This is a genomic window from Streptomyces sp. ISL-12 (genome assembly GCF_018614415.1).
In the GTDB taxonomy this organism is placed as follows: Bacteria; Actinomycetota; Actinomycetes; order Streptomycetales; family Streptomycetaceae; genus Streptomyces.
The window spans coordinates 1-12002 of sequence record NZ_JAGGOO010000083.1 but is presented as its reverse complement, the minus strand read 5'-3'; the positions used below and the strand labels follow the sequence as shown (position 1 = coordinate 12002).

The following is a 12002-nucleotide window of genomic DNA, read 5'->3' as shown; positions in this document are numbered from 1 at the left end:
CCGCTCATCCGAACCGGGCGGCCAGTCGCCGGTAGAGGCCCGGTGCCGCGCCGTGGATCCGGCACGGCAGACGCAGCCAGCCCGGCACGTACACCTCGTCCCGGCCCCGGAGCGCCGCGTCACGGATCGCGTCGGCCACGCGTTCCGGTGGGACGGGGCGGGGCCGGGACCGCCGGTAGGGCGTGCCGCGGCGTTCGAAGAAGGGCGTGTCGACGACACCGGGGATCACATGGCTGACGCCCACCCCGGTCCCGCGCAACTCCTGCCGCAGGGCGTCCGCGAAAGTGCCGAGCGCCGCCTTGGCGGCGGAGTACACGGCCTCGCCCCGCACCCCCACGCAGCCCGCCAGCGACCCGACGAGCACCACCCGCCCCGTCCCCGCCGCCACCATGTCCGGCAGCAGCAGCCGCACCAGCCGCACCGTGGCCACCAGGTCGGTGTCGATCACCTCGCCGATGGCGTCCGCCGGCATCTCGCGGAACTCCCCGGCCCAGCCGATCCCGGCACCGGCCACCAGCAGGTCCACCGGCCCCAGCGTCGCCAGGGTGAAGCCGGCGAGCCGGCGGTCGGCCCCGGGAGCCGTGAGGTCGACGGCGAAGGAGGCGGCCGAGGCGTCGTGGGCGACGGCGCGCAGCCGCCGCGGATCGCGGCCGGTCAGCACCAGCTCCCAGGTGCCCTCGGCCCCCAGCCGCCGGGCCAGGGCCGCGCCGATGCCGGAGGAGGCCCCCGTCACCAGCGCCGTACGCGTCCGCGGGTCCACCGCGCCCGTCCGCCGCGGAACCCGCGCCACGGCCGCGTCGGACGCGTCGGGCGCGGCGGCCGACGGCGCGGCCGGGAACCGGGGGCGGGAGAACGCGGAGACCATGTCGACCACCTCGGCAGCGGGCCGGATCACCGTGCGGGCGTTCGGCGCCGTGGCGATCGGCGGGACGGGCGGTGACGGAGTATCCAGCCAGGACCGTCCGAAACGCCCGGCTGGCGGCGGTTTGGCCTGCGGTGGGCGGGCTACTCCCTCAGCCGTGCGCCCCAGCAGCCCGTCCACGTCCCGCCGGCCGGCCCCGGCGTCCTCCCGGCCCGCCGGGCGGCTGCTGGTGGTCAGCGCCGCGATGGGCGCCGGACACGACACGGTCGCCGCCGAGCTGGTACGCCGGGCCCGCGAACGGGGCGGCGACGCGGTGGTCGTCGACGTGCTCACCCTGCTGCCGTACGGTCTCGGCGGCGGGCTGCGGCACTTCTACCGCGGGTCGGTACGGCACTTCCCCTGGGCCTACGCCGCCCTGTACCGGCTGTTTCTGCGCCCCGGCCCCGGACGCCGCCCCAGCGGCACCGCCCTGGCCCGCCTGGCCGGCGACCGGCTGAGCCGGCTGGCCGAGCGGACGGAGGCCGACGTCGTGGTCCCCGTCTTCCACCTCGGCGCCCAGCTGACCGGCCACCTCCGCGCCCGGGGCCGGCTGTCGGTCCCCAGCGCCGTCTTCGTGATCGACTTCGTGGCGCACCGGCAGTGGCTGCACCCCGGCAACGACCACTACCTGTGCCTCACCGACGAGTCCGCCCGCGCGGCCCGCCGGAGCACCGGGGCGCCGGCCCTGACGTGCGGTCCCGTCGTGGACCCGGCGTTCCGCACCGAGGCCCCCGGGGCCGCCGAGTGGCGGCGCCGGTTCGCCCGGCACGGCCCCGGACGGCCCCCCGTGGTGCTGACCTCCGGCGCCTGGGGCGTCGCCTCGCACCTCGACACCACCGCCCGGCTGCTGGCCGGCCACGGCTGGCTGCCGGTGGTGCTGTGCGGTGCCGACGAGCGGCTGCGCCGCGCCCTGTCCCGCGTCCCGGGCGTGCTCGCCCTGGGCTGGGTGACCGACATGCCCGGCCTGCTGCACGCGGCCCGCGCCCTGGTCGACAACGCGGCCGGCCAGACCGCCGTACAGGCGCTGGCCGCCGGACTGCCGGTCGTCGGCCACCGGCCGATCCCCGGCCACGGCGCCGACGGCGTCCGCGCCATGGCCGCGCTGGGCGTCTCGGAGGCCGCCGCGGACGACCCGGAACTGCTGGCGGCGCTGGGCCGGCTCACCCCCGACGGCCCCGCCCGCCGGGAGCGGGTCGCCGCCGGACGGGCCCTCTTCCGGGACGATCCCGTGGACCTGGCGCTCGGCCTCACGCACCGCACCCGTCCGCGACCGTCGCGCGGGTCCGGATGAGAGCGGTGCCGCCGGTTACTCCGTCCGGGGAGCGGGCACCCGGGCGGAAGATCGAGCGAGGAGGCAGGCCGTGAGGGTGGACGAGTTCCTGGCCCAGGTCCGTGACCGCGGGGAGTACCACAGCCAGGAGGAGGCCGAGCAGGTCACCGAAGCGGTTCTGTGGGTCCTCGCCTCCCGGATCGTGCCGGAAGAGGCCGGTGACCTGGCAGCACAGCTGCCCGCACCGCTGGACGACGCGCTGCGCCTGGAACGAGGGCGCCCCGAGTCGTTCGACCGGGAGGAGTTCCTCCGGCGGGTGGCCCGGCAGACCGGCGCGCGCCCGCGTACCGCCGAATGGGATTCGAGCGCCGTCCTGTCCACGGTGGCCGACACGGTCTCCGAGGGACAGGTCGGCCACCTGCTGGAACAGCTCCCGCCGGACTGGGCCGACCTGTTCGGCAGGACCGGCGAGACGGCCACGGGGAGGCACGCATGACGGACAACGAACGGATCTACGGCGACGAGGAAGGCACGCCCCTCGGCGGCTACGCGACGCTCGCGAGCACCTTCGCGACCGGCCTGGGGCTGTTCGCGTGGACGGCGCGCCGGCGCGGGGTACGCCTGCCCGACGGGGTCCCGCCCTGGGACCTGGCCCTGCTGGGGACGGCCACCTTCAAGGCGTCCCGCCTGCTGACCAAGGACAAGGTCACCAGCTTCCTGCGGGCGCCGTTCACCCAGCGCGAGGCCGACAGCCACGGCACCGAGGTCAACGACGCGCCGCGCGGCAACGGCCTGCGCCGGGCCGTCGGTGACCTGGTCTCCTGCCCGTTCTGCACCTCCGCCTGGGTGGCCGGCGGGCTCGTCGCCACCTACGCCTGCGCTCCCCGGGCCGCCCGGCTGGTCTGCGCGGGGCTCAGCGCCGTCGCCGTGTCCGACTGGCTCCAGTACGCGTGGAGCCGTACGGAGCAGAAGGCGGAGGGCTGAACGCGGCGGCCGGGCCGGTTCAGTCCCGCTCGGCCCGCTCGGCGTGCAGCTTCTTCACCCGGGCCGTCTCCTTGCGGACCTCGGCCTGCGTGGCGCGCTCCCGCCGGAGCCACTCGGGGTCCTCCTGCTTCAGCGCCTCGATCTGCTCGGTGGTGAGGGCGTCGTCGACGCCGCCGCGGCGCAGTCCGGCGATGGAGACGCCCAGCTTGGCGGCGACCACCGGCCGGGGGTGCGGGCCGTCGCGCCGCAGGTCGCGCAGCCACTGGGGCGGGTCGGTCTGGAGTGCGTTCAGCTCGGCGCGGGAGACGGTGCCCTCCTGGAAGTCGGTGGGCGTGGCGTCGAGGTACACACCCAGCTTCTTCGCCGCGGTGGCGGGCTTCATCGTCTGGGTGCTCTGGTGCTCGGTCATGGCGTCCAGGGTATCGAGCGGGTGACCGAGCGCCGACCACGTCCGGCGACCGGGCCGGGTGGGAGGGCCGGGCGGCCGGTAACCTGGCCGGGTGACAGCCTCGGAAGACTCCCTCTCGTTCCGCCTCGCCTACGTCCCCGGGGTGATGCCCGGCAAGTGGGTGCGCGTGTGGGGCGAGCGGCAGCCGGACGTCCCGCTGTCCCTGCACCAGGTGAGCGCCGCCGAGGCGCCCGGCGTACTGCTGGACGGCGTCGCCGACGCGGGCCTGGTGCGGCTGCCCGTCGACCGCGAGGTGCTCAGCGCCATTCCCCTCTACACCGAGACGACCGTCGTGGTGGTCCCCAGGGACCACGTCGTCACGGCGGCCGACGAGGTGACCCTGGCGGACCTGGCCGACGAGATCGTGTTCCACCCCATGGACGACGTCCTGGGCTGGGAGACGCCGCCGGGGCGGCCGGCCCTGGAGCGCCCCGCCACCACGGCCGACGCCGTCGCACTGGTGGCGGCCGGGGTCGGCGTGCTCGTCGTGCCGCTGTCGCTGGCCCGCCTGCACCACCGCAAGGACCTCACCCACCGCCCGGTCACCGACGCCCCCCGGTCCGGCGTGGCGCTGTCCTGGCCCCAGGACGCGCACACGGACCTGGTCGAGGACTTCATCGGCATCATCCGCGGCCGGACCGTGAACAGCACCCGCGGTCGCAAGCAGGCCGAGCCGCAGCCGCCCAAGTCCGCGCCGAAGAAGAGCGGACGTGCCGACGGGCGCCGCAAGCCCGGCACCGGCGCCGGCAGCGGCAAGCAGGCCGCCCCGGCCAAGCGGGGCGGCGGCGCCCGGCGCGGCAAGCCCCGCCGCCGTTCGTAGCCGCCGACCGGACTCACCGCACCGTCGGGCTCGGCGTCGGCGACACCGTGTTCACCTCCAGCCCCGGCGGCTCGGTGAGCGACACCACCGGTTCCCCCGGCTGCGGCGCCGGCGGCGTCGCCTGGGCCGCGGGCAGCTGTGGCGGGGCGGTCTGCATGAGGTTGGCTTGGTCGAAGTTGACCAGGCCGGTCCTCTCCAGGACGGTGATGTGGTCCAGGACGGTGTCGTTGGCCTGGTCGGCCAGCTGACGGACCAGGCTGTTCTCGGTGTTGGCGCGGATCTTGGCGATCGCCGGGAAGATCTGCCCGTGGGTCACCCGCATGATGTTGACCGCGGTCGTGTCGAACTGCTTGCCCGTCGTCCCCTCCACGGTCGCCACGAACTGCTGCTGCTGGGGCGAGGCCCGGTTGGGCAGCGCGACGCCCAGCTCCGGCGCGATCTTGCGGCAGGTGGCGTCGAGCCGGGCGTGCCCCACGACCAGGTGCTCACCGGCCTCCTTCATCTCCGGTGTCGTCCCCCGCTCCATGGCCAGCAGCCCCAGCGGGTGTTCCCACAGCCCCGCGGCCCGGACCTTGACCACGAAGTCCCGGTCGGCCTCGGTCAGCGGGCCGTACCGGGTGTCGGCGATGACACGGTCCGGGCCACCGGTGGTGTTCCGCACGCCGAGCATGGTCGGGTAGGCGAGCGCGGTGAGGGTGAGCAGCAGGGCACCGCACACGAAGGCGGTGCCCGCGGTGGCGCGCGTGAGACGCATCGTGCCTCCTGGGGTCGAGGCGGGCTGGGACACCAGGAGATACGGACGCGCCGCGCCAACCGATCAGCGTTCCGGGCAAAACCTCGTACGGCCGAGGACAGAACCTCGTACGGCCGTCAGTCCGCGTACGACGCCCGCCGCGCCGTCGCCACCACACGCTCACCGTCGGCCCGCCCGAGCAGCCCCTCGGCGACCCACCCGGCCACGACGGACCGCACCCGCCGCACCAGGGCGTCCTTGCTCCGGAACGGCGCCCCGGCCCACACCTCGTCCAGCAGCGTGGTGCCGTCGGCCCGCGCGGGGTTGGCGACGCCCGCGTCGGTGCCGCCGAACACGATCCGGGGCTCGGCCCGCCGGACGTAGACGTGCGTCGGATCCTCGGTCCCCTCGGCGAACGGTGCCCACTGGACGCCGTCGAGCCCGTCCAGCGTGAAGTGCAGCGGCGCGCCGGGCACGGGGGTGAGCGCGGGCAGCAGGTCGCCGGAGAGCCCCGCGCCGCCGTACAGGCCGACCTCCAGGAACCCGGTCGAGGACGAGCGCGCGACCAGGTTGACCGGGCCGAGGAACAGGGCCTGCGTCGACGGGTCGTCCAGTGCCCGCTCCACCCGCAGCCGGAACGGCATGGCGACGCGCACGGTGTCGCCGCCCCGCCAGGTCCGCGACACGGTGAAGTAGCTCCCCGGCCGCGGAGTCCCCGGCACCGCACGCCCGTTGACGGTCACCCGGAACCCGTCGACGGCCCAGGACGGCACCCGCAGCCTCAGCGCGAACGAGCCCCCGGACCCGCCGACCGTCAGGACGCTGCCCTGCTCGCGCGGGAAGTCCGTGACCTGCGTGACGGTGACGCCCTTCTCCGCCCAGGTCACCGTGGACGGGACGTAGAGGTTGACGTGGAGGGCGCTGTCGTCGGCCGCCGCGAAGTACACCGAGTCCTGGTACTTGGTGGCGCTCTCCATGCCCGTGCCCTCGCAGCAGGTGGTGCCCTGCTTGGGCGTGTAGTCCCGCACCTGTCCGGGTGCCAGCCCGATGAAGTAGGTGACGAGCGGCTTCTCCGCGTCCGGGCGGTCCTGCTTGGAGCCGAGCACCTGGTTGAACAGGGCCCGCTCGTAGTAGTCCATGTACGACGGGTCCTGCTCGTGCAGGAACAGCGCCCGGCTCAGCTTGAGCATGTTGTACGCGCAGCAGGTCTCGGCGGTCGTCTCCCCGAGGGTCCCCGCGATCACGTCCCGCGCCTTCCAGAACTCACCGCTGCTGGTGCCGCCGATGGCGTACATGCGGTGCGGTACGACCATGCCCCAGAAGTTCCGCGCGGCGGCGAGGTAACGCTCCTCGCCCGTCTCGTCGTACAGCCGCAGCACGCCGGTGAAGATCGGTATGTGCTGGTTGGCGTGGAGGCCGTCCAGGACGTCGGTGCCCGCCGCGCAGGCGTCGATGAGCCGGTCCAGGTCGAACAGCCGGGCCAGCGCGAGGTGTTCGGCCCGCCCGGTGAGCGCGTGCAGATCGCAGATCGCCTCGACGATGCCGCCGAACTCGCCGCTGGAGAAGATCCCCCACATCCGCTGGAGCGTGGCGGCAGGCAGCGCCGACAGCCGCGCGTGCATCCAGTCGCCCATCCCGGCCGCGAGGTCCAGGGCGCGCTCGTCACCGAGCGCGAGATACGCGTCCAGCAGCCCCCGCAGGATCTTGTGCGCGGTGTAGTACGGCGCCCACACCCGGCTGTAGTCGCTGCCGGTCATCGACTCCAGTTCGATGAACTGCGTCTCCGGATACGCGGCCAGGAACCCGGGATGGCTGGGCCCGCCCCAGGTCCGCCGCAGCGTCGCGGCCAGCCCCCGCCCGGAGGCGTCCGCGAAGGAGCCGCCGCCGGTCTCGTCGAAGGCGTACGAGACGAGGTCGCCGCCGCCCGGACGGTTCAGGGCCCCGGCGATCTCGTCGGCGCCGAGCGCCCGCGACCACACGTCGAACCCGCCGAAGGCGCCCGCGAACACCGGGTCCGCGGCGAAGTGCGAGCGGCCCAGCCAGTGGTGGGCGAGGCCGCCGAGCGCGGCCGGGGTGAGCGGCAGGTCCGTGTTCCGGTCCACCTCGACGCCGTCGACGTACAGCGTCCCGGTGCCGTCGGCCAGGGTGACCGCCAGGTGGCTCCACTCGTCCAGGGGGAGCGCGGCGATGCCGCTGAGCGCCTGCTCGGCGCCGGGTCCGCCGTCGGTGATCGCGAACCGGGGCACACCGGCGGAGTCCCGGACGGCCAGGTACAGATAGCGGGTCGTGTCGTCGCCGAAGTCGAGGACCCGCGCCCAGGCGCCGTCGTGGGTGGGCTTCACCCAGGCGGCCAGGGTGAGCGCGGGAGCCTCCCCGAGGACGCCCGCGGGCAGGTCGACGTACTGGTACGAACCGCGCACGTTCTCGACGGCCCCGCCCCGCGGCCCGTCGACGCTCAGCACGGCCGGGTCGTGCCGCAGCGCCTCGCGTACGTCGGTGAGCGCCTCGACCACGGTGGTGATGCGGTCGGCGAACACCGGCTCACCGGTACTGCGGTACGCCTGCGCCAGCATGGTCAGGAAGTGCCCGGTGTAGTGGCCGCGCAGATTGCCGTTGGCCTCGCCGTCCAGCCCCTCCCAGCCGCCGGGCGCGACCGCGCCGAGCGTGGACAGGCCGGCGTTGGCGCGGAAGACCTGGAGCAGCCGGTGCACGTCGTAGCCGCGGGCGTGGTCCAGCATCAGCCGCCGCTTGTCGGCGAAGACGCCGGGCCCGAGCGTCACGTCCTCCAGCCCGAAGGGCCGGACGGTCCAGGACGCCGGTGCCGCGAGGGCGGCGGCCCGCCGGTCACCGGCGGCGTACGACAGTCCGGGCGTTCCGGCGGTGATCGCCGCGGCCAGCAGGAGGGACCGCCGGGAGAGGGGCGCTGCCATGGGCTCCTCGTTCCTTCGCACTCACGGTGCGGTCGGTGTCATTCGGTGTCATTCGGTGTTCTTCGCGCGTCCGATATATCGGACGACGTTCGAAAGATCGTCCAGAAGATAGGCAAGGGGCGGGAGGGCGTCAACGGTACTGACGGGTACGCCCGATCGACTCCACCAGCGGCAGCAGCCGGTGCGGGACCCGCTCGCGCAGCGCCACCTCCGAGCGGGTGCGGACCACGCCGGGGAGGCTGATCAGCTTCTGGATCACGTCCTCCAGGTGGGCGTTGTCCCGCGCCACCACCCGGGTCAGCAGGTCCCCGCCGCCCGTGATCGAGAACGCCTCGACGATCTCGGGGACCTCGGCGAGCGCGTCCCCCACGTCGTCCAGGTGCCCCTGCGTCACCTCGATGTGCACGAAGGCGAGCACCGGGTGCCCGAGCGCGGCGGGGGAGAGGACCGGGCCCGTGCCGGTGATCACGCCGTCCCGCTCCAGCCGGTCCAGCCGCGCCTGCACGGTGCCGCGGGCGACACCGAGGATGCGGGCGTACTCGCGGACGCTGGTGCGCGGCTGCTCCAGCAGCAGCCGCAGGATGCGGGTGTCCAGCTCGTCCACGGCCATGACGTCCTCCGTCGCGCGTGCGGTGCCTGGGCCGTTGGCCGGCCCCTGGACATCGTAAGACCTCATCTGCTGTGCCATTGGACCAGTGGAAAAGGAAACTGTTGATCCAGCTGTGGGCGGGATGCTGTGATGGACGGGTCGATGGCGCTGCGGAGGAGTCCGCGGCGCCTTTTTGCTGCCGGTGGACCGGACGTACGCGGAAGGGGGAGGCCAGTGGTGCTGAAGAGGATGTTCGTCGCGCCGGACCCGGGACGGACGCGGCTGCGGTTCGCGGCGCGGGCCGTGCTGGGCATCGGTGCCGCCGTCGCCGTCTGCGGGCTGGCCGGACAGCCGCTCGCCGGGGCGATCGCCGGCGGTCTCGCCGCGCTGCTCGCCCTGTTCACCGTCACCGACACCACCGTCCGCGGCCAGGCGGTCACCACGGCGCTGCTGCCGGCCGTCGGCCTGCCGGTGCTCGCCGTCGCGGCCGTCCTGCACGACCAGCCCGTCGCCCGCGACCTCGCCTTCCTCGCCGTCACCGGCGCGGGCGTGTACGCCCGGCGCTGGGGGCCGCGCGGCCACAGCCTCGGTGTCTTCGCCTTCATGACCTACTTCGTGGCCCAGTTCCTGCACACCACCCCGGGACACCTCCCCGGGCAGTACGCCGCCGTCCTGCTGTCCGTGGCCACCGCCGCGGCGGTCCGCTTCGGGCTGTGGTGCTACGAGCGCCGCCTCCCAGCGCCCGTCGTGCCCGTCCTGCCCGGCGGCACCGGACTCGCCCGCGTCACCACCCGTCAGGCTGTCCAGGCGACGGCCGGCGCGGGCTTCGCCCTGGTCGTGGGGCAGCTGGTGTCCGGGGAGCGCTGGTACTGGGCGGTGGGCGCGACCTGGTGGGTCTTCGTCAACACCACCTCGCGCGGCGAGACCCTGGTCCGCGGCTTCCGCCGGGTCGCCGGCACGGCGGTCGGCATCGGCCTCGGCCTGCTCGTCGCCGTCCCGGTGGACGGGGCGGCCCTGCCCAGCGCCGTCCTCGCCGCCGCCTGTGTCTTCGGCATCTTCTACACGGCCGCCGTCTCGTACACCTGGATGATGCTCTGCGTCACCCTGCTCGCCGAGCTGCTCTACGGGCTGCTCGACGTGCTCACCCCGGCCCTGCTCGCGCTGCGCCTGGCGGAGACCGCCGTGGGCGCGCTCGGCGCGGTGCTCGCGGTGCTTCTCGTCCTGCCGGTCACCACCCACGCCGTCACCGACGGCTGGATCCAGCGGGCCCTGCGCTGTGTCCACCTCTGTACCGTCGAGGCGGCCGCCCGGATCGCCGGGATCGAGGGCGCCGATCCGGCGCCGCGCGTGGCCGAACTGGAACGGCTGCTGGGCCGGGTCCGGCTGTCGGTGGCCCCGCTGACGCACCCGCTCAACCCGCTGCGCACCCGCAAGCGGCGTGCCCGCCGGGTGCTCGCGCTGCTCGACGACTGCGCCCGGGAGATCCACGGCCTGGTGACCGTCGCCGCCGACCCGGAGGCCTCGCACGACGCCCGGCTGTCCGCCGCGTGCCGCCGGGTGGAGGCCGCCGTCGAGGCGCTCACCGGCGGCGGAGCCGCCGTGCCCGCGCGAGCGGAACGGGCGGGCGCGGGGGAGCCGGTCCTGATCCATCTGCACGGTCTGGAGCAGGCGCTGGCCGAACTCGCCGCGCCCCTGCGCGGTCCGGCTCCGCTCGGTATGGACCGGGCGGCCTGACCGGTCACCGACATCTTCGTGGTGCACTCGGTCCAGACCGGAAGTGATCGCTGCTACCGTCGCCCGGAACGACGAGGTGTGCCTGACATGGCGGGCGCGCGGCCGTGACGGCGGCGCGCGGCCGGAAGGGCCGGGCGCGGCCGGGACGCTCGGGGGTCTGAGGACGTTCGGGCTCCGGGGACGCTTGGGCCCGGGGACGCTTGGGCCCGGGGACGCTTGGGCCCGGGGACGTGCGGGGCTCGGGGATGTTTGGGCCCCCGGGTCTCCGGGCCCCCGGGTCTCCGGGCCCCCGGGCCCCCGGGTCTCCGGGCCCCCGGGTCTCCGGGCCCCCGGGTCTCCGGGCCCCCGGGTCTCCGGGCCCCCGGGCCCCCGGGTCTCCGGGCCCCCGGGTCTCCGGGCCCCCGGGCCCCCGGGCCCCCGGGCCCCCGGGCTCCGGGGACAGCCGGGACCTCCGCGGCACCCGGCCCCGGGACCTTCGGGATACCCGGGGCCTCAGGGACAGCAGCGCAGCAGCGGCAGCGTGACGAGAGGGGACAGCGGTGGCACAGGGCGGCGGCACGGGCCGGCAGCGGCGGGCGTTCATCGGTTCGTTCACGGCGGCCGGCGGCCCCGGTATCGTCACCGCGGCCGTCGACCCGGACAACGGCGCGCTGACCGCCCTGGGCACCGTGAACGGCCTGCCCGACCCCTCCTACCTGGCGCTCGCGCCCGGCGGCGACACGCTGTACGCCGTCAGCGAGACCGCCGACGGCGCGGTGGCCGCGTACCGCGTGACCCCCGACGGCCCCGTACCGGCCGGGCCGCGGGTGTCCGTCGGCGGCAGCGGACCCACCCACCTCAGCCTGTTCCGCGGGCACGTCCTCACCGCCAACTACGGCTCCGGCAGCGTCACCGCCGTCCCCGTCCGGCCCGACGGCACCCTCGCCCGCGCCGCGTCCGGCGTGCTCCGGCACACCGGCTCCGGCCCGCACGCGCCGCGCCAGCAGGGCCCGCACGCCCACCAGGTGCAGCCCGACCCGAGCGGACGCTGGGCCGTCAGCGTGGACCTCGGCACCGACTCGGTGCGCGTGTGCACCCTTGAGGACGGTGCCCCGGCCGTCCACCGGGAGACCGCTCTGCGTCCCGGCTCGGGCCCCCGTCACCTGGCCTTCCACCCGGACGGCACCCGCGCCTACGTGGTCAACGAACTCGCGCCGACCGTCACCGTCTGCCGCTGGAACGCCGACCAGGGGGCGCTCCGGCCGCTCACCGAGGTCCCGGTGCTGCCCGGTGCCCCGGCCGGCGACGCCTACCCGTCCGGCGTGGTCGTCTCGTCCGACGGCCGGTTCGTGTGGACCGCGACGCGCGGCGCGGACGTCCTGACGGCGTTCGCCGTCGAGGGCGAGACGTTGCGGCCGGCCGGCACGGTGCCCTGCGGGGGTCACTGGCCGCGGGCGCTCACCGAGGCCGGCGGTTTCCTCTACGCGGCCAACGAGCGCTCCGGGGACGTGACCTGGTTCGCGGTGGACGAACGCACCGGCCTGCCGCGCCGCGCCGGCGCGATCACCGTCCCGGCGGCCTCCTGCGTGGTCTTCGGCTAGGGCCTGTCGTTTG

At 75.3% G+C, this 12002-nt stretch carries 11 protein-coding genes; 6 read left to right on the top strand and 5 right to left on the bottom strand.

The window, feature by feature from the left end:
- Positions 1–4: 4 nt before the first annotated feature.
- Complete coding sequence (locus J7I94_RS23000) at positions 5–865, bottom strand: SDR family oxidoreductase (RefSeq protein ID WP_215169568.1); 861 nt, start codon at positions 863–865, stop codon at positions 5–7.
- Between the two features lie 241 nt (positions 866–1106).
- On the opposite strand from J7I94_RS23000, the gene J7I94_RS22995 reads away from it, so the two are divergent.
- The 3 genes from J7I94_RS22995 to J7I94_RS22985 all read left to right on the top strand — a co-directional run bounded on the left by J7I94_RS22995 (position 1107) and on the right by J7I94_RS22985 (position 3155).
- On the top strand, positions 1107–2192 hold the full coding sequence (locus tag J7I94_RS22995) for a galactosyldiacylglycerol synthase (protein ID WP_215169566.1): 1086 nt from the start codon (positions 1107–1109) through the stop codon (positions 2190–2192).
- A gap of 70 nt (positions 2193–2262) precedes the next feature.
- Positions 2263–2667, top strand: a complete 405-nt coding sequence (locus tag J7I94_RS22990; protein WP_215169506.1) for a DUF2267 domain-containing protein — start codon at positions 2263–2265, stop codon at positions 2665–2667.
- Complete coding sequence (locus tag J7I94_RS22985) at positions 2664–3155, top strand: DUF1360 domain-containing protein (protein ID WP_215169504.1); 492 nt, start codon at positions 2664–2666, stop codon at positions 3153–3155. Before J7I94_RS22990 ends, J7I94_RS22985 begins: the two co-directional genes overlap by 4 nt.
- 19 nt (positions 3156–3174) lie before the next feature.
- Here J7I94_RS22985 and J7I94_RS22980 read toward each other — a convergent pair whose 3' ends face one another.
- Positions 3175–3564, bottom strand: a complete 390-nt coding sequence (locus tag J7I94_RS22980; protein WP_215169502.1) for a DUF5997 family protein — start codon at positions 3562–3564, stop codon at positions 3175–3177.
- A gap of 91 nt (positions 3565–3655) precedes the next feature.
- On the opposite strand from J7I94_RS22980, the gene J7I94_RS22975 reads away from it, so the two are divergent.
- On the top strand, positions 3656–4423 hold the full coding sequence (locus tag J7I94_RS22975) for a LysR substrate-binding domain-containing protein (RefSeq protein ID WP_215169500.1): 768 nt from the start codon (positions 3656–3658) through the stop codon (positions 4421–4423).
- A gap of 13 nt (positions 4424–4436) precedes the next feature.
- On the opposite strand, the gene J7I94_RS22970 is transcribed toward J7I94_RS22975, so the two are convergent.
- The 3 genes from J7I94_RS22970 to J7I94_RS22960 all read right to left on the bottom strand — a co-directional run bounded on the left by J7I94_RS22970 (position 4437) and on the right by J7I94_RS22960 (position 8696).
- Entirely contained in the window at positions 4437–5177 is a 741-nt protein-coding gene (locus J7I94_RS22970; protein WP_215169498.1) for a DUF4142 domain-containing protein, read from the bottom strand.
- 116 nt (positions 5178–5293) lie between these two features.
- Positions 5294–8086: a beta-L-arabinofuranosidase domain-containing protein gene (locus tag J7I94_RS22965; RefSeq protein WP_215169496.1), complete on the bottom strand. Its 2793-nt coding sequence runs from the start codon at positions 8084–8086 to the stop codon at positions 5294–5296.
- 130 nt (positions 8087–8216) lie between these two features.
- On the bottom strand, positions 8217–8696 hold the full coding sequence (locus J7I94_RS22960; protein WP_215169494.1) for an Lrp/AsnC family transcriptional regulator: 480 nt from the start codon (positions 8694–8696) through the stop codon (positions 8217–8219).
- Positions 8697–8912: 216 nt separating this feature from the next.
- Between J7I94_RS22960 and J7I94_RS22955 the strand changes: the two genes are divergently transcribed.
- Together J7I94_RS22955 and J7I94_RS22950 are read left to right on the top strand one after the other, a co-directional pair.
- Entirely contained in the window at positions 8913–10409 is a 1497-nt protein-coding gene (locus J7I94_RS22955; protein WP_215169564.1) for an FUSC family protein, read from the top strand.
- Positions 10410–10948: 539 nt separating this feature from the next.
- Entirely contained in the window at positions 10949–11989 is a 1041-nt protein-coding gene (locus J7I94_RS22950; RefSeq protein WP_215169492.1) for a lactonase family protein, read from the top strand.
- Positions 11990–12002 lie beyond the last annotated feature (13 nt).

What these genes read in the sequence shown, in the direction of transcription:
- J7I94_RS22980 (WP_215169502.1), bottom strand. Translation starts at nt 3,564, where the DNA reads ATGACCGAGCACCAGAGCACCCAGACGATGAAGCCCGCCACCGCGGCG.
- J7I94_RS22995 (WP_215169566.1), top strand. Translation starts at nt 1,107, where the DNA reads ATGGGCGCCGGACACGACACGGTCGCCGCCGAGCTGGTACGCCGGGCC.
- J7I94_RS22985 (WP_215169504.1), top strand. Translation starts at nt 2,664, where the DNA reads ATGACGGACAACGAACGGATCTACGGCGACGAGGAAGGCACGCCCCTC.
- J7I94_RS23000 (WP_215169568.1), bottom strand. Translation starts at nt 865, where the DNA reads ATGGTCTCCGCGTTCTCCCGCCCCCGGTTCCCGGCCGCGCCGTCGGCC.
- J7I94_RS22965 (WP_215169496.1), bottom strand. Translation starts at nt 8,086, where the DNA reads ATGGCAGCGCCCCTCTCCCGGCGGTCCCTCCTGCTGGCCGCGGCGATC.
- J7I94_RS22970 (WP_215169498.1), bottom strand. Translation starts at nt 5,177, where the DNA reads ATGCGTCTCACGCGCGCCACCGCGGGCACCGCCTTCGTGTGCGGTGCC.
- J7I94_RS22960 (WP_215169494.1), bottom strand. Translation starts at nt 8,696, where the DNA reads ATGGCCGTGGACGAGCTGGACACCCGCATCCTGCGGCTGCTGCTGGAG.